Raw genomic sequence first — 19925 nt, 5'->3', positions numbered from 1 at the left:
GCTGAGAGGGCCGGTGCCGCATTTAATTGGGCAACGCGGCCACAAACCGCTGCACCACCGTGGCGGCATTGCGCGCGGCAAGGCGGCCAAACACCCATGACTGGTTTGGCCCGCTGTCGCCGCCTGCAAGGTCGGAGAGCGAGCGGAAGCCGATGAAGGGCACCTGATTGGCATAGGCGACATGGGCGGTGGCCGCCGTTTCCATGTCCAGCACCTGCGCCTTGAACTGGGCGAAGAGATATTCGCGATATTCGGCATTGTCGGCAAAGGCGGGGCCGGAAATGCCGTTGCCGCCCACGCTCACGCGCGGCTGATGGTCGAGGCAGCGCCCCGCCTCGGCCGAAACGCCGCGCGTCTGGGGGATCGGCTCGTTGGCGGGCAGGCAGCGTTCGAGCGCAAAGCCGCCGACCGATTTCTTCGCCAGCGCCAGCAGCGCGGGATCGGCCGGAAACCAGCGATGACGCTTTGCCGGTTGGGCCGCATTGCCCACGCGCACCGTGCGCGGGATCATCATGCCGTAATTGCTCAGATGGTCGGGGTCGTCATAGATGTCGGGGCTGATGAACTGATCGCCCTTTTTGCGGCCCAGCGCGACCTCCATATATTGCGCCCATCGGTCGGCCACCACCACATCGCCCACCGACAGCGCCGGGTCGATGCCGCCCGCGATGCCGGAAAAGACGATGCGCCGCGCGTTGAACCGGTCGATCACCAATTGCGTGTTCATCGCCGCATTGACCATCGACACGCCCGATTGCAGCAATACCACCGGGCGCCCCGCCATCTTGCCCGTCAGGATGGTCAGCCCGTTGAGGTGATAGGCTTTGGGAGCCTGCACCGCGCCCTCCAGCGCCACCCATTCCGGTTCGAAGGCGGTGATGATGACGGTTCGGGGGATGGCGTCCAGCTTGCCCGAAGCGACAGCGGCAGGCTTGGCCGCAACCGGGGCCGCCCCCAATGCCGATGTCGCAAGGGCAAGAGCAAGCAGGCAGCGGCGGGCGATCATGGCAAACTCCATCGGAAACAGCGCCCAAGGGTGGAGCAGCGCGGCGCGAGGTGTCAACGGGGCCGAATTGCGGATGGGCCTGTTCAAACCGGGCGCGATGGCGCAAGGGTCTCGCCATGGAACTCGACATGCTGCTCACCCATTATTTCAACACCGCTGATCTGGCCGATGTCGACCCTGACACGCTGGCAATGGGCTGCGAACAGCTCGCGCTGGATTTCGGGATCGAGCAGGAGGGCGGGCGCAAATTCGCGCTCTGGGTGCTGCTTGACGCGATGGGCATGGCCCCGCCGCCCGCCGAGGCCTTCAAGGACCACCCCCAACTGGTCGAACCGGCCTATGACTGGCAGCGCGCAACCTATCGGGCCGAGCGCGACCAGTCTTAACCGCCAGCCTTAATGCGCAAGGTTAATGCGGGGCGCAGGTGAAACGGCCAGAATCGCCCGCAAATTGGGCGAAACCGGGATAGGGGCAGAGCGGCATCGTCTCGCTCCCGGTCCGGCGAAAGGCGTCGATGGCCTCGGGCGCCGCGCCCTTTTCCACCCAATCGACCACCGCGCCCAGCAGGTCGAACGTGTCAAAAGCGTTGCCCCCGCCGCAATGGCCCATGCCGGGCACCATATAGAACCGGCTGGCATCGGTGAAAGCCGAGCCATTGGCGGCGGCCGCGCGCTGCCAGTAATCCCACGTGTCGAGCGCGGAGAACCACGGATCGGAAACGCCGTGATAGAACAGTACCTTGCCGCCATGGCCCAGAAAGCCCGAGAGGTTGGTCCAGCGGTCGGTGTCGGTCAGGCCTTGCACGAAATCGGCGCGGATCGCCTCGATGCGGGCATCGGGATCGAAGGTCAAAGCGCGGACAGGCGGGCCGAGCGGGCCGGGCATTCCGGTGGGCAGAAAGCCGGGGATCCCGCCATCCGTGGCCACGATGCCCGTGTCATAGGGGAAGGGCGAATAGAGCGCATGGCCCGCCTTGTCGCGCGGAGGCTGGAATGCGCGCTCCAGCACTTCGGCCTGTATAGGCGAGAGGCAATTCTGCGCCGCGCCGGGCGCGCAGATCAGCGCGGCGGGGCGGAAATGACAGGCGGCCACATTGGCGATCATGCCATCTTTGCGCCCGTCCAGCGCGTCGCATTGGTTTAACACGCCATCGAGGATGGTCTTGCGGTCGGCGGTGGAAAAGATCTGCGCGGGCAGGGGCATTCCGGCCCCGTCGCGCGGGGCGGCCTGATTAAAGGTGACGGCGGCGTGCGTGGTGGCCAGATTGGAATGGCCGGTGCGCATAGCGGGCGCGCCCACCACCAGCCCGTCGAACAATTCGGGATAGCGCTGGGCGGCCAGCATCGTCTCGCGCCCGCCGGTCGAACAGCCCGCCATATAGGAGCGCGCGATCGGGCGGCGGTAATAGGCCCGCGTGATCGCCTTGCCCAGCAACGCCACCTCGCGCACCGAGCTTTCGGCAAAGTCGAGAGCGGCGCGCTGGTCGACCATGAAATCCCGGTCGAAAACCGCGCCCTTGTGGCCGCTGTCATGGCTGATGACGGCGAAGCCGCGCGCCAGAGCAGGGACCTTTCCAGAGGCCGCCGCGCCGATGGGCGGACGGATCGAGCCGTTCAGCCCGCCCCCGCCTTGCAGCAGAAAGCGCCCCTGCCAATTGGCGGGCAGGGCGATGGCAAAGCCGATGCCGTAGTTGACACCTTTGCTCTGACGCGCGTTGATCGTGCCTTCGACCCGGCAATGGGCGGGCAAGGTGACTGGCGGAGCGCCCATGTCGCCCGGCGCTGTGCCTGCCGGGATCATCCGCGCCGAGGTGATCGCCACGCCGGGGCCGAAATTCTCGCGCGCCATCGCCGCGCAGGAATCGGCGGCCATGGCGGGGGTGGCGGCCAACAACAGCGGCGTCAGCAACAGGCCGGAGCGCACAGAAAGCAGAGACATCGGGGGCGGTCCTCTCAACGCAGGTTTGTATCAACCTTTCGTTGTAAGATATGACAATCCCGTTCCGCCCTGACAAGAATTTTCAGGTCCCGATCATCAGTGCAGCAAAATGTCCGCTGGGATCTCGAACGGGGCGCTGCCCGCCGTCTGCCCCTGCGCGCCATTGAGCGCATCGGCCAGCGCGGCAAGGCAGGCCAGCGTCAGGCTGGCCCCGCCGGCCGTGCTTTCTTGAAAGCGATAGGGCAGCAGGATCGAGGCCAGCGGCGCGCCATCGGCCCCGCGCGACAGGCAAAATCCACTGTCCTGCCCCATCAGCATCATCACCGCGCTTTCGGTCGCGCCCGCCGCCAGCATGGCCTCGATCCGGTCGCGCGCGGGGGGCGTGATGCCCTGCAACAGAGCCAATTCCGGCACATGGTCGATCAGATCGAGGAACAGGCGCAGCAGATGGATCTCCCGTCCGGCCTGAGCCCCCCTTATGGTCCGGGCCAGTTCGTCCAGCCGTTGAAACCAATCCGAGCGATCCATCGGGATACCATTGCGCGAGCCCATCTTATTCCTTTCATTGTCGCGCGGCTTTTACACGATGGGTTTGCGGAGAAACTTGCGGCAACCCCCTGTATTTAACGCTAGGCGGCGTTAACCAGAGGGCGGCCGGAAATCTTAACCACGCAGCCGCGCCGCAATGCGTTCGTCCACTCGCCGCTCCAGCATGGCCAGCGGCAGGATGCCGTCTTTGAGCACCTCGTGGAACCAGCCCATGCTGAATTTCGCCCCCAGCGCCTTTTGCGCCTTTTCGCGCTGGGCCACCCAGACATTGTGGCCGATCTTATAGCTGCACGCCTGTCCGATCATGCAGATATAGCGCTCGATCTCGCTCTGGCTGCGGCCCCGGACAAAGCCGGTGGTGTCCATCATATAGCGCGTGGCCTCCTCGCGGCTCCAGCGCTTGGCATGGATGCCGGTGTCCACCACCAATCGTGTCGCGCGGAACAGCAGTGATTGCAGATAGCCCGCCTCGTCAAGGCCGGGCAGCGCGCCCAGCTCATAGGCCACCTGTTCGGCATAAAGCGCCCAGCCCTCGGCATAGGCCGAATTGAACGTGTTGCGCAGCAGCAGCGGCAGATTGCCCGCGCGCCGAATATAGGAAAGCTGCAGGTGATGGCCCGGCACGCCTTCGTGATAGGTCAGATCGGGTAGGCCATATTTGGGCCAGTTGGCGGTATCGCGCAGGTTGATCCAATAGATCGCCGGGCGTGAACCATCGAAGGGCGCGCGGTAATAATAGCCGTTGGGCGCGCCATCCTGAATTTCGACCGGCACACGGCGGATTTCCAGCGGATCGTTGGGCGGATCGTTAAACGCCGCGCCCAGCTTTTGCTGCATCGCCGCCACGCTCTGGTTCAGGCTGGCCAGCAGCGCGGCGCGGCCCTCATCCGTATTGGGATAAAGCTGATCGGGCCGGGTGTTGAGCGCGGCCAGACGCGGGCCGATGGACCCTTGCGTCATGCCATTGGCGCGCAGCACCTTGTCCAGCCGGGCCGAAAGGTCGGCCACCTGCGCAAGGCCGATCTTGTGGATCTCCTCGGGCGTGAAACTCGTGGTGGTCGCCTCGGCCAGAGCGGCGGCATAGAGCGCCTCGCCATCCTTGACGCGCCAGATGCCGTCGCCCGCCGGGGTCTGCCCCTTCAGGCTTTCAACAAAGGCGATCTGGCGGTCAAGCGCGGGATAGACCTTGGACGCGACAATGGCGGCGGCGCGCGCCTGCCAGTCGCCCGCGATGCCCGCCTTGGCCGCGCGGCGCGCCAGCGAGGTGGCCATGCCGCTTTCCTCCGGCTTGGCCTCGCGCAGCGCCCGCAATTGCCCCAGCGTCAGATCGAGCGACCAGACCGGCGCGACCAGCCCGCGCGCGATGCGTGACTTCTGCTTCTCGCTGTCCTGATCAATCGCCCGGTCAAACGCATCGAGCCGCGCCAGATAGGCATCGGCATCCTCTTTCGTGTCGACCGGATGCTGGCTGTCGAGGAAATCGGGCACTTCGAAATAGGCGCCATCGGCCTGCGAGAGGACATAGGGGTTTTCGACATTCTCAATGTCGAATCTGGCCGAGGCAATTGCGTGATCCTCATACCACAGCGCCAGCTCGCGCTGCTGCGCCACGGCGGGCGACAAATTGGCTGGGTTGATCGCCCGCAGCGCTCCTGCGGCCCAGCGGCGATGAGCCAGATAGCGTTCGACATTGGCCTGGCTGCGGTCGGTCAGCCGCGATTTGAGCGCGGCGCGTTCGCCCTTGTCCAGCCCGATCGAGGTGGCGTCCTGCGGCGAGAGGGCAAGGCGCTCGTAAAAGATCCGGTCGGTCAGCGCGACGAAATCGGCGTCACCATTTCCAGCCGCCCGCGCCGCGACGGGCAAGGTTGCAGCCAGCGTGGCGCCAGCGCCAGATGAGAGGAATTCGCGTCTTTTCATGCCGATTGCCCCCGCAAAACTCGTGACGGGCGGTGGTGTATCAGGATGCGTATAATTGACAAAGATGAAAGTAGCGGGATGCATAAAGGAAGGCCCGCCGGATCGCTCCGGCGGGCCTCAAGTCAACTCCTCCCCAGGAGTCTAAACGAAACTTGTCTTGTCTATTTTACCGGCGCGTCGCGCTGCCCAGCCGGTGATACAGGTTCGAGAACTTGGCGGTTCCCGGTGCATCTTCATGGGCGCGCAGGTAGAACAGTACCGCTTCCTGCAAGAGCCGGAAGTCCTCGGTCGAGAGGACGGCGCGGGCGCGGGCGGGTTCGCGAACTTGGGTCGTCATCGTCTTTCTCCTCATTGCAAGAAGGGTTGGTCATCAAAAAGTAGGGCGGCCCCGGCCTACTGAGGCCGCCCTTGCGGAGTTTTACGCCGCGAACTGATTCATCGTGTTGTGGACACCACCGGCTTTCAGCGCGGCTTCGCCCGAGAAATATTCCTTGTGATCATCGCCAATGTCGCTGCCCGACATGTTCTGGTGCTTCACACAGGCGATGCCCTGACGGATTTCCTGACGCTGCACGCCCTTGACGTAACCCAGCATGCCGGCCTCGCCGAAGTATTCCTTGGCCAGATTGTCGGTGCTGAGCGCCGCCGTGTGATAGGTGGGCAGGGTGATCAGGTGGTGGAAAATCCCCGCCTGAGCCGCCGCGTCCCGCTGGAAGGTGCGGATGCGTTCGTCGGCTTCGGCGCCAAGATCGGTGGCGTCATATTCGGCGCTCATCAAACGAGCGCGGTCATAGGCCGACACGTCCTTGCCTTCGGCCGCCCAGGCATCGAACACCTGCTGACGGAAATTCAGCGTCCAGTTGAAGCTGGGGCTGTTGTTATACACCAGCTTTGCATTCGGGATCACTTCGCGGATGCGGCTGACCATGCCGCCGATCTGGCCGATATGCGGCTTTTCGGTTTCGATCCACAACAGGTCCGCGCCGTTCTGAAGGCTGGTGATGGAGTCGAGAACGCAGCGGTCTTCCCCGGTGCCAGTGCGGAACTGGTAAAGGTTAGAGGGCAGGCGCTTGGGACGCATCAACTTGCCTTCGCGGGTGATCAGCACGTCGCCGTGGGTGATCTGATCGGCGGTCACTTCGTCGCAGTCGAGGAAGCTGTTGTACTGATCGCCAATGTCGCCCTTTTCGCGGACATAGGCGATCTGCTTGGTCAGCCCCGCGCCCAGCGAGTCCGTGCGGGCCACGATCACACCATCGTCAACGCCCAGTTCGAGGAAGGCGTAACGCACCGCGCGGATCTTCGCGAGGAAGTCTTCGTGCGGAACGGTGACCTTGCCGTCCTGGTGGCCGCACTGCTTTTCATCCGAAACCTGATTTTCGATCTGGATGCAGCAGGCGCCCGCCTCGATGAACTTCTTGGCCAGCAGATAGGTGGCTTCGGCATTCCCGAACCCTGCGTCAATGTCGGCGATGATCGGCACGATATGGGTCTGGAACTCGTCGATCTTGTGCAGGAGACGATGGGTATTGACCGCATCGCCGGCCGCTTTCGCCGCGTCCAGTTCCCGGAACAGGCCGCCCAGTTCGCGAGCATCGGCTTGGCGCAGGAAGGTGTAAAGTTCTTCGATCAGATCCGACACGCTGGTCTTTTCATGCATCGACTGATCCGGCAGCGGCCCGAATTCGCTGCGCAGCGCGGCCACCATCCAGCCCGAAAGATAGAGGTAGCGGCCCTTAGTGCTGCCGAAATGCTTCTTGATCGAGATGAGCTTCTGCTGTCCGATGAACCCGTGCCAGCAGCCCAGCGACTGGGTGTAATTGGCCGGGTCCGCGTCATAGGCGGCCATGTCCTGGCGCATGATCTTGGCGGTATAGCGCGCAATATCAAGGCCGGTGCGGAAACGGTTCTGCAGGCGCATGCGGGCCACATTGGCCGCGTCAATGCCGCTCCACGTGTCGGTGTTAGGACCAATGGCCGTGTTGGCTTCAGCGATGGTGGACTGGTACGTCATGGCTTCAACTCCCGCTGGGTGTAACGCGCCCATCAATTCCCGGGCATCTGCGTTGTTGAAACCTGTTTATGCCGGGGGCGGGGCGAAGAAAATTCTCGGCGAAGTGCTGCTGTAAAACTTTACAGCTTTTGTCTGTAAAGTTGTATAGGAGTGACAAGACAGCCATGAGAGGATGCCCCCATGTCCGGACCTAAGCCCTTGTATATGGGGCCACGCCTGAAGCGTCTGCGCCGCGAACTGGGCCTGACGCAGCAGGCGATGGCGGCCGATCTCGACATTTCGCCTTCCTATGTCGCCCTGCTCGAACGCAACCAGCGGCCCTTTACTGCCGATCTCGTGCTGCGCCTCGCGCGGGCCTATCGACTCGATCTCGACGATCTGGGCGGGGATGAGGGCGCGGACTATGGGCGCCGATTGCAGGACGTGCTGCGCGATCCGATCTTTGCCGATATCGATCTGCCCGCGCTGGAAGTGGCGGATCTGGCCACCTCTTTTCCCGGCATTTCCGAAGCTTTGCTCCGGCTCCACGGCGCCTATACGCGCGAACAGGCCGCGCTGGCCGACCTCTCGGCGGGCGGGGGGGCTCAAACCCCCGACCCCGTGGCCGAGGCTCGGCGCTTTATCTCCTCCCGTCGCAACTGGTTCCCCTCGCTCGATGCCCGCGCCGAGGGCATTGCCGCCTTGGTGGCCGAATCGGGCGATCCCAAAGCCTATCTGGCCCAGCGCCACGGCATCCGCACCCGCAGCCTGCCCGACCATGTGATGATGGGCGCGATCCGCCGCTTTGACCGGCATAATCAGCAATTGCTGCTGGTTGATACGCTCTCGGCCAATACGGCGCGGTTTCAGGCGGCGTTGCAGATCGCCTATCAGGAATGCCGTGGCGACATCAACGCCCTGACCCGCGAGGGCGGCTTTGCCAGCCAGACCACATCGAACCTGATCCGTCGCGCGCTGGCCGGTTATGTCGCGGCGGCCATCCTGATGCCTTATGACGCCTTCGCCCGCGCGGTTGAAGAACGACACTATGACATCGAGGCCGTCGCCCGCCTGTTCGGCACCAGTTTCGAACAGACCGCTCACCGCATGACCACGCTGCACAAGCCCAATGCGGAAAAGGTGCCCTTCTTCTTCCTGCGCCTCGACGCGGCGGGCAACATCTCCAAAAGGCTCGACGGCGCGGGCTTCCCCTTCGCCTCTCATGGCGGCGGATGCCCGCTCTGGAATGTCCACGATGCCTTTGCCGCGCCCGGCCGTGTACACACCCAATGGCTCGAACTGCCCGATGGCCAGCGCTTCTTCTCCATCGCCCGCACCGTCGAATCGGGCGGCGGAGCCTATCGCCAGCCCCGCATCCTGCGCGCCGTTGCCCTTGCCTGCGCCGCCGAACATGCGCCCCGCCTGATCTATGCCGAAGGGGCCGATCCGCGCCGGGTGGAAGCCGCGCCCATTGGAGTGTCGTGCCGCTTGTGTCATCGCCCCGATTGCGCGGCGCGGGCCTTGCCTCCCATCGGGCGCGAGGTGATGGCCGAGGATTATCGTCGGGGGGCGGCGCCGTTTGGGTTGGCGGAGAGTTAGAAAGGTTTTGGGAGTGATGCCTCCGGCGGGCAAAGGGACTCGTCCCTTTGCAATCCCATTAATGGGGGTGGGTTTGAGGGGGTGCGACTGTATTAAAGCCTGCGGCGCAGAGAGCCTGCGTTAAAGGCGCCGCAGGCCTTAAAATTCAAACGCTGCGTCCGACACCGGGCGTCGAACCCATGGCGCAACGCAGACAGTAATGGGAGCGCGAGGGCCTAGACCCTCGCATCTAACCTTCTAATCCTTGGCCCACTCCGCCCCCGCCAACCTCCCGGCCAGAAATTCAATCAACGCCACCACCCGCGCAGGCCGCAGCGCGCCGGGCGGCGTGACCAGATGCAGCGCGATATCGGGGATGCGCCATTCGGGCAGGACTTCGACCAGCGCCCCGCTGGCCAGATGCTGCCAGACCATGAAATCGGGCTGGAGCGCCATGCCTTTTCCGGCCAGCAGGGCGGGGGTGAGGGCATCGGCATTGTTGGCCGAGAGGCGGCCTTCGACGGTGACGATATAGTCGCCCTGACTGGCATGCGAAAACCGCCAGACGCCGGGCGCGGCAAGGTTTGAGTAGAGCAGCGCGGGCATGGCGGCCAGATCGCGCGGATGGCTGGGCGCGCCGTGTTCCGCCAGAAAGCCGGGGCTGGCCACCAGTGGTCGGCGCACCTTGCACAGGCGGCGCGCGCGCAGCGAGCTGTCCTCCAGCCCCGCTATGCGCAGCACCACATCATGCCCGCCCCCCACCACATCGACCAGCGCGTCGGACAGGTCGAGATCGACGTGCACCTGCGGATAGGCCGCCATGAATTCCGGCAGGATCGGCGCGACATGGCGCAGGCCAAAGCTCATCGGCACGGCAAGGCGCACCGTCCCGCGCGGGGTGACGCCTTGCGCGCTGGCCTCGGCCTCGGCCGCCTCGCCGTCGGACAGGATGCGGCGGGCGCGGTCCAGCACGCCCTTGCCGCTCTCGGTCAGCGCGAGGCGGCGCGAGGTGCGATGCAGCAGCGGCACGCCAAGGCGCATTTCCAGCCGGGTCATCGCCTTGGACACGGTGGGTTTGGACAGGCCCAGCGCCCCCGCCGCCCCGGCAAACGATCCATGCTCGACCACCTTGGCAAAGATCGCCCATGCCTCAAGATCCGGCAAGCTCATTGGTAAAATCCTTTCACCGATGCTTTTCCATCATTGCCATTTCTTTGCGCGGCGCAATCCCTATCTTGGCCTCAACAGCCGCGTATCCATACAGCGGCGCACTGGAGAAAGCCGATGATCGAACTTCGCCCCTTTGCCGGTCTTGGCCATGCCAATCATGGCTGGCTGGACGCCAATCACCACTTTTCCTTTGCCGATTATTACAACCCCGCCCGTATGCAGTGGGGGCCCCTGCGCGTGTGGAATGATGATACGATTGCCCCCAAGTCCGGCTTTCCGCCGCATCCGCATCGCGACATGGAAATCATCACCTATGTCCGCACCGGGGCGATCACGCATAAGGACAGCCTGGGCAACACCGGCCGCACCGCTGCGGGCGACGTTCAGGTGATGAGCGCGGGCGAGGGCATCACTCATGCCGAATATAACCTTGAGGACGAGGTGACCACGCTGTTCCAGATCTGGATCCAGCCCACCACGCGCGGCGGCACCCCAAGCTGGGGCGCCAAGCAATTTCCGCGCGGCGATCGCGCCGGCCAGATGGTCGTGCTGGCCAGCGGTTATGGCGATGATGCCGACGCCCTGCCGATCCGTACCGAGGGCCGCGTTCTGGGCGCCACGATCCGCGCGGGCGAGAGCGTCGATTACCCGCTGGGCGCAGAGCGCAAGGCCTATCTGGTGTCGGCCACGGGCCGGATCGAGGTCAATGGCATTGCCGCCCAGCCCCGCGATGGCGTGGCCATTGCCGATGAGGAAAATCTGCGTATTACCGCTTTGGATGATGCCGAAATCGTGCTGGTGGAAACCGCATAAAGCGCCCGGAAAGAAGGAGAGGTCCCATGACTGATTTTGCCGTCAACAGCCCCGTCGAGATGATGATCGTGCCGCCCCTGCGCGATCTGGGCGATGGGTTCAATGTCCGCCGCGCTTTGCCCAATGCGGGACGGCGGATGGTGGGGCCTTTCATTTTCCTCGACCAGATGGGGCCTGTGGCCTTTACCCCCGATCAGGCGCTGGACGTGCGGCCGCATCCGCATATCGGCCTTGCCACGCTGACCTATCTGCTGGACGGGGCGATCATGCACAAGGATTCACTGGGCAGCGAGCAGGTGATCGAACCGGGCGCGGTCAACTGGATGACGGCGGGGCAGGGCATCGTCCATTCCGAGCGGACCCCGCAGGATGTGCGCGGCCAGCAGGGCGGGTTGTTCGGGCTTCAGACATGGCTGGCGCTGCCCACGCAATATGAGGAAACCGCGCCTGAATTCTTCCACTATGGCGCCGGGGGCATCCCGCGCGATGGCGACAAGGGTTTCCATCTCTCGGTGATCGCCGGGCAGATCGACGGGCTGGTCTCGCCGGTCAAGACCTATTCAGATGTGCTTTGCGGCGATCTGGTACTCTCGCCGGGCGGGCGTTACCGTCTGGCCGCCGATCATATCGAACGCGCCGCCTATGTGGTGCATGGCGAGGTTGTCGTCGAGGGGCAGGAGGGCAGCTTTACCACCAGCCAGCTCATCATCTTCAAACCCGGCGCCGAGGTGGTGATCTCCAGCGCGAACGGCGCCCGCATTTTCCTGATCGGGGGCGAGCCTTTTGCCGAAAAACGCTATGTTTACTGGAATTTCGTCTCCAGCCGCGCCGACCGCATCGAACAGGCCAAGCAGGACTGGCGCGAGGGCCGCTTTGGCCCGGTGCCGGGCGAGCATGAATTTATCCCCCTGCCCGAGGACGTTCCGGGGGTGAAGCTCAAGTGAGCATCAGCATTTTGAATACATTTGACGACATTCCGAGACTTGACTTTACCATGGCCAGAAGCGACCCCTAAGGCTGGTCGGGGGCGGCTCTTGCGCTGTGCCCGAAAGAGATCGGGAGAATTTATGCGCAAGATTTCGATGATGATTGGCGCGCTCGCGCTGGGCGTGGCCGTGGCGGCTCAGGCGGCGGCTCCGGCCCAGACCATTGAAGCGCGTCAAAAGTCGCTCAAGGAAATGGGCAAGGCGATGAAGGGCGCGGGCGACTCGTTCAAGTCGGGCAATCCCGATGCCGCCGTCATCAAGGCCAGCGCGGCCACCGTTGCCGGTTATGCCGACAAGCTGGGCACCTGGTTCCCCAAGGGCACCGGCGCCGAAGCGGGCGTGAAGACCGCCGCCAAGGCCGAAATCTGGAGCGATCAGGCTGGCTTCAAGAAGGCTGCTGCTGACTTCTCGGCTGCTGCCAAGGGTTTCAAGACCGCGGCTGACTCGGGCGATCTGGCCGCTGCCGGCAAGGCAATGGGCGCTCTGGGCGGCACCTGCAAGGGCTGCCACGAAAAGTTCAAGAACAAGGACTGATCGGTCCTTTGCATTGAAATTCTGGAGCGCCCGGCCAAAGTCGGGCGCTCTTTTTGATTGGGGGGTCCGTCATGGATCAGAACAAGTCGCGCACCATCCGGCTATGGGATCTGCCGGTGCGCCTGTTTCACTGGAGCGTGGTGCTGCTCGTGCCCGCGATGTGGGCCACGTATAAGGCAGGCAAGATGGACCTGCATATCAAGTTGGGGCTGGCGCTGGTGTTCATCGTGGGCTTTCGCATCATCTGGGGCTTTCTGGGCAGCCAGACGGCGCGTTTTGCCAGCTTCGTCAAGGGGCCGGGCGCGATTCTGGCTTATTTGCGCAGCGGGCGCGGGCCTGATGGCGGGCCGGTGATCGGGCATAATCCGCTGGGCGCGCTTTCGGTGCTTGGCCTGTTGGGGCTGATGGCGGCGCAGGTCACGCTGGGCCTGTTCGCCACCGATACTGATGCCACCTATTCGGGGCCGCTCAATTATTGGGTCGGGTCCGACCTGGCCGAAAAGCTGACCGATCTGCACGAGGTCGGCTTCAACCTGATCGTGCTGATGGTGATTATCCATCTGGGCGCGGTCATCTTCTATACCGTGGCCAAGAAGGAGCGGCTGGTGCCCCCGATGGTGACGGGCAACAAGACCTATGAAGAACCCGTAGAGCAGCCCAAGGGCGCGCCTCTGTGGCGTCTGGCCATTGCGCTGGTGCTGGCCGGGGGCTTGACCTGGTGGGTCTATCATGGCGGCCATTTCGTGCCTCCGCCGCCCCCGGCTTACGACATTTCGTATTAAGGGCCTATAATCAGGGACAGGGATCCGGGTACAAGTTGTAAACCTCGTTGATCGCCGTCAGCGCTTCCTCCGGCAGGGGGGTGAGGCTGGCGGCGATGTCGGTTTTGAGCTGTTCGACGCTGGTGGCCCCGATGATCGAGCTGGTGACAAACGGGCGGCTGTAGACGAAGGCCAGCGCCAGTTGCACCGGGGTCAGGCCGAAGGATTGCGCCACGGCGACATAGCGCGCGGCGGCCTGCTGCTGGTTCACGGTGAAATAGCGGGTGAACTGCTTGGCCACATCGACCCGCGAACCCTTGGGCACCACGCCGCCCAGATATTTGCCCGACAGATGCCCGGCGGCCAGCGGCGAATAGGCCAGCAGGCCCACCCCCTCGCGCAGGGCAAATTCCGACAGGCCCACCTCGAACACGCGGTTCAGAAGGTTATAGGCATTCTGGATCGAGGCCACGCGCGGCAGGCCCTTGTCACGGTGCAGGCGCAGCGCTTCGGACACGCCCCAAGGTGTTTCGTTCGACACGCCAAAGGCGCGGATCTTGCCCGCCTTGACCAGTTCTTCCAGCACGCTGATCGTTTCCTCCAGCGCCACCGCTTCGGGCGCATCACTGATCGCCTGTGTGCCGCGCCCGCCGAACATCGGCACGCTGCGGTCGGGCCAGTGGAGTTGGTAGAGGTCGAGATAATCGGTCTGGAGCCGCTTCAGGCTGCCCTCGATGGCCTCCTCGATGTTGCGGCGGTCCAGCCGGTTGTTGCCGCCGCGCAGAGGGAAGAAGCGCGAGGGGCCGGAAACCTTGCTGGCCAGCAAGATCTTGTCGCGCTTGCCCGACCCGGCGATCCATGTGCCCAGATATTCCTCGGTCCGGCCAAAGGTTTCGGGCCGCGTCGGGGTGACGGGATACATTTCCGCAGTGTCGAGAAAATTGATGCCATGGTCGAGCGCGACCTCGATCTGCTCATGGGCCTCGGCCTGCGTGTTCTGCGAGCCGAAAGTCATGGTGCCAAGGCAGACGGCGCTGACCGAGAGGCCAGTGGTGCCAAGCGGGCGATAATCCATGCGGGGATAATTCCTGATTGGGGGGAGGGGGATAAGGCGCCCAAGATAGGAAGTCGGGGCCGGTTCATCCAGAGGGATAAAGCGGGAATTGTGCGCCGACAAGAAAACTCTACTGGATTACTTGTCATTGAGGATTAATCAGAAGCGGTCCATGGCTTGAGCGCCAAAAGATCAGGCGCGGCAGGAATGCGCCAGCAAGAGGAAAGGCAAGACCGATGAAGGCCGATTCGATTCTCGCAACCATTGGCGGAACGCCCCATGTGCGCCTCTCGCGCCTGTTTCCCGATCACGAGGTCTGGGTAAAGAGCGAGCGCAGCAACCCCGGCGGCTCGATCAAGGACCGCATCGCGTTGGCGATGGTCGAGGCGGCCGAGGCGGACGGCACATTGCAAGCCGGCGGCACGATCATCGAGCCCACTAGCGGCAACACCGGCATCGGCCTTGCGCTGGTCGCGGCGGTCAAGGGCTATAAGCTGATCCTGGTCATGCCCGAAAGCATGAGCATTGAGCGCCGCCGCCTGATGCTGGCCTATGGCGCGTCCTTCGATCTGACCCCGCGCGAAAAGGGCATGAAGGGCGCGATCGAGCGCGCCAAGGAACTGGCCGCCGAAATCCCCGGCGCATGGATCCCGCAGCAGTTCGAAAATGGCGCCAACCCCGCCGTTCACGCCCGCACCACGGCGCAGGAAATTCTGGCCGATTTTGCCGATACGCCGATTGATGCGGTGATCACCGGCGTCGGCACCGGCGGCCATCTGACCGGCGTTGCCGAAGCGTTGAAACCCGTCTGGCCGGGCCTGAAAGCCTATGCGGTCGAACCCACCCTCTCGCCCGTCATCAGCGGCGGCCAGCCTGCGCCCCACCCGATTCAGGGCATCGGCGCGGGCTTCATCCCGGCCAACCTGCACACGGCCAGCATCGACGGCGTGATTCAGGTCGACCCGGCCGATGCCAAGGAATGGGCGCGCCGTTCGGCCCGCGAGGAAGGCATTCTGGTCGGCATTTCCAGCGGCGCCACCCTTGCCGCCATCGCCCAGAAGCTGAAGGAACTGCCCGCAGGCAGCCGCGTCCTCGGCTTCAACTATGACACCGGCGAGCGCTATCTCTCGGTGCCGGATTTCCTGCCCGAACCCTAAGGCCAAGATGAAGACAGCCCTTATCATCCGCCACGTCCCCTATGAGGGCGTGGCGGGCTATCGCGCCCCCATCGAGGCGGCCGGATATGATGTGGATCGCATCGATGTGGCCGATCCCGCTTTCGCCTCGCTCGATTTGCGAGAGCCCGACCTGCTGATCATGATGGGCGGCCCGATGGGCGTCTATGAGCAGGAACAGCACCCGTGGATCCGCTGCCAGATGCGCCGCCTTGCCATGCGGCTGGAGGCGGACCGGCCAACGCTGGGCGTCTGCTTTGGCGCGCAGATGATGGCGGCGGCGCTTGGGGCCGAGGTCTATCCCGGCCCGCGCAAGGAAGTGGGCTTTCACCCCGTCCACGTCCACGCCAAGGACAGCCCCCTGCGCCATATCGAGGGCGTTCCCGTGCTGCACTGGCACGGCGACACTTTCACTCGCCCCGAAGGCGTCGAACTGCTGGCCGCCAGCCATGTCTATGACCATCAGGCCTTTCGCCGCGGACGCAACATCCTGGCGCTGCAATTCCACGCCGAAATGGGCATGGACCCGCGCTTTGACGCATGGATCGCGCAATGGCCCGAAAGCGTGGTCGAGGCGGGCGGGACCGAGGCCGATCTGCGCGCGGCCCATGCGGAATTGGGGCCCAAGGCCGTGGCGGCCGGGCGGGCGATGATTGCGGAGTGGTTGGAGGGGGTGGGGTAAGGTTTGTGGGTTTTATGCCTCCGGCGGGCAAAGGGCGGGGGCCCTTTGCAATCCCGTTAATGGGGTGGTGGGCCGGGATCGTGGTGTCTTGGGCTTTGGTTTGAAAGCCTGCGGCGCGGATGGGCTGCGCGAAAGGCGCCGCAGGCTTTAACAATCCAGCCATCGCGTCCGACACCAAACGCCGAACCCATTACGCAACGCAGACAGTAGCGGAAGCGCGAGGGGCCAACCGATTTGTCTCGACAAATCGGCCTGCTAAAAAACCATCCCTCGCATTTCCCCTTCTCCTCCCCATCTAGACCGCAGCATCAAGGAGTCCCTCCCATGATCGTCGGCACTGTTAAAGAGATCAAGAACCACGAATACCGCGTCGGCCTGACCCCGGAGAGCGTGATTGAGCTGACCGCTCATGGCCATGACGTGCTGGTCGAGACAGGCGCAGGGCTGGGCATAGGCGCCAGTGATGCCGATTACGCGGCGGCGGGCGCGCAGATTATCGCCACGCCTGCCGAAATATTCGCCCGCGCCGATATGGTGGTCAAGGTCAAGGAGCCGCAGGCGGTCGAGCGGGCGATGCTGCGCGAGGGGCAGGTGCTGTTCACCTATCTCCATCTGGCCCCCGACCCGGAACAGACCGCCGATCTTATCAAATCCCGCGCGGTCTGCATCGCCTATGAAACCGTCACCGATGTGCAAGGCGGCCTGCCCTTGCTCAAGCCCATGTCGCAGGTGGCCGGGCGCATGGCGATCCAGGCGGGGGCCAGCGCGCTGGAAAAGGCGCATGGCGGGCGCGGGGTTTTGCTGGGCGGGGTGCCGGGTGTGGCCCCGGCGCGGGTGGTGGTGATCGGCGGGGGCGTGGTGGGGTTCAACGCGGCGGAAATGGCGGTGGGCCTTTGCGCCGATGTGACGATCCTCGACCGCAGCGCCTCGGTGCTTGAACGGCTCGCGACCCATTTCGGCGCGCGGGCCAAAACACTTTATTCCAGCCGGGCCAATCTGGCGGCGGCTGTGGCGGGGGCGGATCTGGTGATTGGCGCGGTGCTGATCCCCGGCGCGGCCGCGCCCCGGCTGGTGACGCGCGCGATGCTTTCCACCATGCAGCCGGGCGCGGTGCTGGTTGATGTGGCCATCGATCAGGGCGGCTGTTTTGAAACCAGCCATGCCACCACCCATGCCGACCCGACCTATATCGTCGATGGCATCGTCCATTATGCGGTGGCCAATATGCCCGGAGCGGTGGCGCGCACCAGCACCTATGCGCTGAACAATGCCACGCTGCCCCATGCGCTGGCCATCGCCGATCTGGGCTGGCGCGAGGCGCTGCGCCGCAATCGGCATTTGCTGGACGGGCTGAACGTGTGGGATGGGCGGATCACCTGCGCGGCGGTGGCCGAAGCGTTGGACTATCCCGCCGTCGCGCCCGAGGCCGCGCTGGAGTGACGTTAGCCATTCCTTGGCATTCTGGGCCTAAACCGGGCTGCAAATCCAAGGGAATCATGGCCGATGTCTTATTTGCCGCCGCGCGCGTTCGAAACTTTTGCCGCCAATTATCCCGAAGTGCCCCATGTCTTGGAGCACAATCTTTGCGGCCATCCGTTGATGGAGCTGGAGTCGCTGGCCGCGCTGATCGAGCGGCTGCCGGCGAAGAATGTCGAATATGCCTATGCCAAACAGCCCATCGGCATCACCGGCAAGCCCCCCGTGCCCTCGATCAGCGCCGCCGATGCGGTGCGCCAGATCGACAGCGCGGGTTGCTGGGTGGCGATCAAGCATCTGGAGGAGGATGAGGCCTATCGCGCGCTGCTGCTCGATGTGATCGGCGAGCTGGAAGGCACGATCACCAGCAAGACCGGCAAGGTTTACCACCCGCAGGGCTTCGTCTTCGTCTCCTCGCCCAATGCGGTCACGCCCTATCACTTTGACCCGGAACACAATATCCTGATGCAGATCCGGGGCAGCAAGGTGATGACCCAGTTCCCCGCCGCCGAGGAAGCCTATAGTCCCGCGCGCGTGCATGAGATCTATCACACCGGCGGCGGGCGCGAATTGAAATGGAGCGATGACCTTTTGCCCGGTGGCCGCGATTTCGCGCTGGCGCCCGGACAGGGCCTGATGGTGCCGGTCATGGCGCCGCATTTCGTAAAGAACGGGCCGGAGGTTTCCGTCTCGCTCTCGATCACATGGCGCTCGCAATGGTCCTATGACGAGGCCGCCGCCCATGCCTTCAACGGCGTGCTGCGCGGGATGGGGCTGAACCCGCGCCGCCCCGGCCGCTGGCCCGAGCAGAACAAGGCCAAGGCGCTGGGCTGGCGCGCGATCAGGAAGCTGGGGCTGAAATAGGCGAGACGCCCCCGGCCCGGAACGCCGCGCGCGCCAGCGGCGCCAGCACATAAAGCGTGCCGCCCAGCATCAACAGGCTATCGAGCAAGCCGTTGGAATAAGACCCGGCCAGCGGCGACATCACCAGCACCGTGACGATCAGCAGCGGCAGGCGCGCGTCGCCGGGGCGGGGAGGGTTACGCTCGAAATCGGCCACGATCAGCGCGATGACCGCGACAAAGGCCACCATGTGGTAATAGGAATAGACCGGCACGAACATCGCGGGCAGCGCGGTCAGCAGGAAAACCAGCGCGGGCATGGCGATCCGCCGCGCCCATGCGCCCCAGATCGCCAGCAACAGCGCCGCGCTGCCGCATAATTCCAGCGCCTGCGCCACGCCGTCATTATAGCGCGGGCGCACATCCATCAGCATCAGCACGCCCTTGGCCCACAGAAAGATCGAGGCGTTCCATTCATCGCCCATGTCCGAGACGATATAGCGGAAATGATAGATCCGCAGGCCATGGCGCACATTGTCGAGTGTATAGAGCGGATAGAGCGCATGGGCGATGGGGAAGGTGATCGCGGCCAGCGCCACGCTCATCGCGCCGGGGATGGCCATGCGCGAAAACCGCGTCCAGAGCGAGCCGGACCCCAGCAATTCGATCATCACCAGCAGCGCCGGTTCGGGCCGCAGATTGACCGAAAGCGCCAGCATCACCCACCCCGCCCAGCGATTGCGCCCCGACACCGCCGTGGCCAGCCAGCCCAGCGTGAGCAGCCCCGAATAGCCCCCCGCCAGATTGCCGCGCGCGAGCATCCACAGCACGGGATAGCAAGCCAGCGCGGCAAACAGGATGAACCATCCGCAAGCCCGCGAAACCCCGAAATGGGCCCGCGCCATCCGCGCCACGCACCATCCGCCGATCAGATAGGCCCCCCAGAACACCGCCATCGCCACCAGCGGATTGGTAGCCGCGATCAGGCGGGCGCAGGATAGGTAAAGCACGCTGGCAAAGGGCGGCAGGTGCAGGTTGGTGACATTGGCCTCGGCATCGGGCACCGACAGATTATGCGCCGAAAGGTCATAGGGATTGTCCAGTAGATACAGCCGGAAGATGTAGGGCCAGTGGTTGAGATAGGCCTTGCTGGCCAACGTTTCGGTGAAAATGTGGCTGTAGGACAGCGCGACCTTGATGAAATCGGCATAGCGGTCATTGGCCGGGAAAAACATCGAGGAAGTGTCGCCGCTGAAGGCTGCCCAGATATCATCGCCCAGCGCGCGCGCCGCCATGATCCCGGCCATCACCAGCAACAGCCGACCGGGCCGGTACAGGCCATGGGCAAGGATCGCACTTTCCATCCGGCCATAGAGGTGGCGCAACCAGCGCAGCATGGGGCATCTCCTGAAGCAAGCCTGGGGGCAGGGCTTTTCAGGGCGGTAGGCCGG

The 19925-nt window shown here is 64.3% G+C and carries 19 protein-coding genes; 10 read left to right on the top strand and 9 right to left on the bottom strand.

Going from position 1 to position 19925, the window contains the following annotated elements; all coding sequences use genetic code 11:
• Positions 1 to 22: 22 nt before the first annotated feature.
• Positions 23 to 1006 carry a 5'-methylthioadenosine/S-adenosylhomocysteine nucleosidase gene (locus tag GGR38_RS11580; protein WP_183625672.1) on the bottom strand — a complete coding sequence of 328 codons (984 nt, stop codon included), beginning with the start codon at positions 1004 to 1006 and terminating at the stop codon, positions 23 to 25.
• A 116-nt stretch (positions 1007 to 1122) separates the two neighbouring features.
• On the opposite strand from GGR38_RS11580, the gene GGR38_RS11575 reads away from it, so the two are divergent.
• Positions 1123 to 1392, top strand: a complete 270-nt coding sequence (locus tag GGR38_RS11575; RefSeq protein ID WP_183625670.1) for a hypothetical protein — start codon at positions 1123 to 1125, stop codon at positions 1390 to 1392.
• Between the two features lie 22 nt (positions 1393 to 1414).
• Here the strand turns inward: GGR38_RS11575 and GGR38_RS11570 are convergent, their stop codons facing one another.
• From GGR38_RS11570 to GGR38_RS11550, 5 genes are all read right to left on the bottom strand, one after another.
• On the bottom strand, positions 1415 to 2944 hold the full coding sequence (locus GGR38_RS11570; protein WP_183625668.1) for a tannase/feruloyl esterase family alpha/beta hydrolase: 1530 nt from the start codon (positions 2942 to 2944) through the stop codon (positions 1415 to 1417).
• A gap of 96 nt (positions 2945 to 3040) precedes the next feature.
• Entirely contained in the window at positions 3041 to 3496 is a 456-nt protein-coding gene (locus GGR38_RS11565; protein WP_183625666.1) for a hypothetical protein, read from the bottom strand.
• 111 nt (positions 3497 to 3607) lie between these two features.
• Entirely contained in the window at positions 3608 to 5410 is a 1803-nt protein-coding gene (locus GGR38_RS11560; RefSeq protein ID WP_183625664.1) for a DUF885 domain-containing protein, read from the bottom strand.
• Positions 5411 to 5576: 166 nt separating this feature from the next.
• Positions 5577 to 5747 carry a hypothetical protein gene (locus GGR38_RS11555; RefSeq protein WP_183625662.1) on the bottom strand — a complete coding sequence of 57 codons (171 nt, stop codon included), beginning with the start codon at positions 5745 to 5747 and terminating at the stop codon, positions 5577 to 5579.
• Between the two features lie 81 nt (positions 5748 to 5828).
• Entirely contained in the window at positions 5829 to 7424 is a 1596-nt protein-coding gene (locus tag GGR38_RS11550; protein WP_183625660.1) for an isocitrate lyase, read from the bottom strand.
• 180 nt (positions 7425 to 7604) lie between these two features.
• Between GGR38_RS11550 and GGR38_RS11545 the strand changes: the two genes are divergently transcribed.
• Positions 7605 to 9002 carry a helix-turn-helix domain-containing protein gene (locus GGR38_RS11545; RefSeq protein ID WP_183625658.1) on the top strand — a complete coding sequence of 466 codons (1398 nt, stop codon included), beginning with the start codon at positions 7605 to 7607 and terminating at the stop codon, positions 9000 to 9002.
• 237 nt (positions 9003 to 9239) lie between these two features.
• Here GGR38_RS11545 and GGR38_RS11540 read toward each other — a convergent pair whose 3' ends face one another.
• Positions 9240 to 10151, bottom strand: coding sequence for a LysR family transcriptional regulator (locus tag GGR38_RS11540; protein WP_183625656.1), 912 nt, complete (start codon positions 10149 to 10151; stop codon positions 9240 to 9242).
• Positions 10152 to 10265: 114 nt separating this feature from the next.
• On the opposite strand from GGR38_RS11540, the gene GGR38_RS11535 reads away from it, so the two are divergent.
• The 4 genes from GGR38_RS11535 to GGR38_RS11520 all read left to right on the top strand — a co-directional run bounded on the left by GGR38_RS11535 (position 10266) and on the right by GGR38_RS11520 (position 13266).
• Positions 10266 to 10964 (top strand): pirin family protein, encoded by a 699-nt coding sequence (locus GGR38_RS11535; RefSeq protein WP_183625654.1) that lies wholly within the window; start codon positions 10266 to 10268, stop codon positions 10962 to 10964.
• Positions 10965 to 10990: 26 nt separating this feature from the next.
• Entirely contained in the window at positions 10991 to 11908 is a 918-nt protein-coding gene (locus GGR38_RS11530; RefSeq protein WP_183625652.1) for a pirin family protein, read from the top strand.
• A gap of 123 nt (positions 11909 to 12031) precedes the next feature.
• On the top strand, positions 12032 to 12484 hold the full coding sequence (locus tag GGR38_RS11525; RefSeq protein WP_183625650.1) for a c-type cytochrome: 453 nt from the start codon (positions 12032 to 12034) through the stop codon (positions 12482 to 12484).
• A 71-nt stretch (positions 12485 to 12555) separates the two neighbouring features.
• A complete protein-coding gene (locus tag GGR38_RS11520; protein WP_183625648.1) occupies positions 12556 to 13266 on the top strand; it encodes a cytochrome b/b6 domain-containing protein in 711 nt (236 codons plus the stop codon).
• A gap of 10 nt (positions 13267 to 13276) precedes the next feature.
• Here GGR38_RS11520 and GGR38_RS11515 read toward each other — a convergent pair whose 3' ends face one another.
• A complete protein-coding gene (locus GGR38_RS11515; RefSeq protein ID WP_183625646.1) occupies positions 13277 to 14320 on the bottom strand; it encodes an aldo/keto reductase in 1044 nt (347 codons plus the stop codon).
• A gap of 215 nt (positions 14321 to 14535) precedes the next feature.
• Here GGR38_RS11515 and cysK point away from each other — a divergent pair, with 215 nt between their 5' ends.
• The 4 genes from cysK (at position 14536) to GGR38_RS11495 (ending at position 18496) form a co-directional block, all read left to right on the top strand.
• Positions 14536 to 15456: a cysteine synthase A gene (gene cysK, locus GGR38_RS11510; protein ID WP_183625644.1), complete on the top strand. Its 921-nt coding sequence runs from the start codon at positions 14536 to 14538 to the stop codon at positions 15454 to 15456.
• 7 nt (positions 15457 to 15463) lie between these two features.
• Positions 15464 to 16156, top strand: coding sequence for a glutamine amidotransferase (locus GGR38_RS11505; protein WP_183625642.1), 693 nt, complete (start codon positions 15464 to 15466; stop codon positions 16154 to 16156).
• A gap of 324 nt (positions 16157 to 16480) precedes the next feature.
• On the top strand, positions 16481 to 17596 hold the full coding sequence (gene ald, locus GGR38_RS11500) for an alanine dehydrogenase (RefSeq protein WP_183625641.1): 1116 nt from the start codon (positions 16481 to 16483) through the stop codon (positions 17594 to 17596).
• A 63-nt stretch (positions 17597 to 17659) separates the two neighbouring features.
• Positions 17660 to 18496, top strand: coding sequence for a cupin domain-containing protein (locus tag GGR38_RS11495; protein WP_183625639.1), 837 nt, complete (start codon positions 17660 to 17662; stop codon positions 18494 to 18496).
• Here the strand turns inward: GGR38_RS11495 and GGR38_RS11490 are convergent.
• The gene (locus tag GGR38_RS11490; RefSeq protein WP_183625637.1) at positions 18474 to 19871 is read right to left on the bottom strand and encodes a hypothetical protein; all 1398 of its coding nucleotides are present in this window, start codon (positions 19869 to 19871) and stop codon (positions 18474 to 18476) included. The genes GGR38_RS11495 and GGR38_RS11490 overlap by 23 nt on opposite strands.
• Between the last annotated feature and the right edge of the window lie 54 nt (positions 19872 to 19925).

The organism is Novosphingobium sediminicola (genome assembly GCF_014196525.1).
Classification (GTDB): Bacteria; Pseudomonadota; Alphaproteobacteria; order Sphingomonadales; family Sphingomonadaceae; genus Novosphingobium; species Novosphingobium sediminicola.
Note: the sequence above shows the minus strand (reverse complement) of the source record. Positions and strands in the feature narration are given on the sequence as shown.

Bases quoted from the DNA above. Each gene is read 5' to 3' on its own strand.
- GGR38_RS11535 (WP_183625654.1), top strand. From the start codon at position 10,266: ATGATCGAACTTCGCCCCTTTGCCGGTCTTGGCCATGCCAATCATGGC.
- GGR38_RS11490 (WP_183625637.1), bottom strand. From the start codon at position 19,871: ATGCTGCGCTGGTTGCGCCACCTCTATGGCCGGATGGAAAGTGCGATC.
- GGR38_RS11580 (WP_183625672.1), bottom strand. From the start codon at position 1,006: ATGATCGCCCGCCGCTGCCTGCTTGCTCTTGCCCTTGCGACATCGGCA.
- GGR38_RS11570 (WP_183625668.1), bottom strand. From the start codon at position 2,944: ATGTCTCTGCTTTCTGTGCGCTCCGGCCTGTTGCTGACGCCGCTGTTG.
- GGR38_RS11530 (WP_183625652.1), top strand. From the start codon at position 10,991: ATGACTGATTTTGCCGTCAACAGCCCCGTCGAGATGATGATCGTGCCG.
- GGR38_RS11545 (WP_183625658.1), top strand. From the start codon at position 7,605: ATGTCCGGACCTAAGCCCTTGTATATGGGGCCACGCCTGAAGCGTCTG.
- GGR38_RS11560 (WP_183625664.1), bottom strand. From the start codon at position 5,410: ATGAAAAGACGCGAATTCCTCTCATCTGGCGCTGGCGCCACGCTGGCT.
- ald (WP_183625641.1), top strand. From the start codon at position 16,481: ATGATCGTCGGCACTGTTAAAGAGATCAAGAACCACGAATACCGCGTC.
- GGR38_RS11550 (WP_183625660.1), bottom strand. From the start codon at position 7,424: ATGACGTACCAGTCCACCATCGCTGAAGCCAACACGGCCATTGGTCCT.
- GGR38_RS11505 (WP_183625642.1), top strand. From the start codon at position 15,464: ATGAAGACAGCCCTTATCATCCGCCACGTCCCCTATGAGGGCGTGGCG.
- cysK (WP_183625644.1), top strand. From the start codon at position 14,536: ATGAAGGCCGATTCGATTCTCGCAACCATTGGCGGAACGCCCCATGTG.
- GGR38_RS11565 (WP_183625666.1), bottom strand. From the start codon at position 3,496: ATGGGCTCGCGCAATGGTATCCCGATGGATCGCTCGGATTGGTTTCAA.
- GGR38_RS11520 (WP_183625648.1), top strand. From the start codon at position 12,556: ATGGATCAGAACAAGTCGCGCACCATCCGGCTATGGGATCTGCCGGTG.
- GGR38_RS11540 (WP_183625656.1), bottom strand. From the start codon at position 10,151: ATGAGCTTGCCGGATCTTGAGGCATGGGCGATCTTTGCCAAGGTGGTC.
- GGR38_RS11515 (WP_183625646.1), bottom strand. From the start codon at position 14,320: ATGGATTATCGCCCGCTTGGCACCACTGGCCTCTCGGTCAGCGCCGTC.
- GGR38_RS11555 (WP_183625662.1), bottom strand. From the start codon at position 5,747: ATGACGACCCAAGTTCGCGAACCCGCCCGCGCCCGCGCCGTCCTCTCG.
- GGR38_RS11525 (WP_183625650.1), top strand. From the start codon at position 12,032: ATGCGCAAGATTTCGATGATGATTGGCGCGCTCGCGCTGGGCGTGGCC.
- GGR38_RS11495 (WP_183625639.1), top strand. From the start codon at position 17,660: ATGTCTTATTTGCCGCCGCGCGCGTTCGAAACTTTTGCCGCCAATTAT.
- GGR38_RS11575 (WP_183625670.1), top strand. From the start codon at position 1,123: ATGGAACTCGACATGCTGCTCACCCATTATTTCAACACCGCTGATCTG.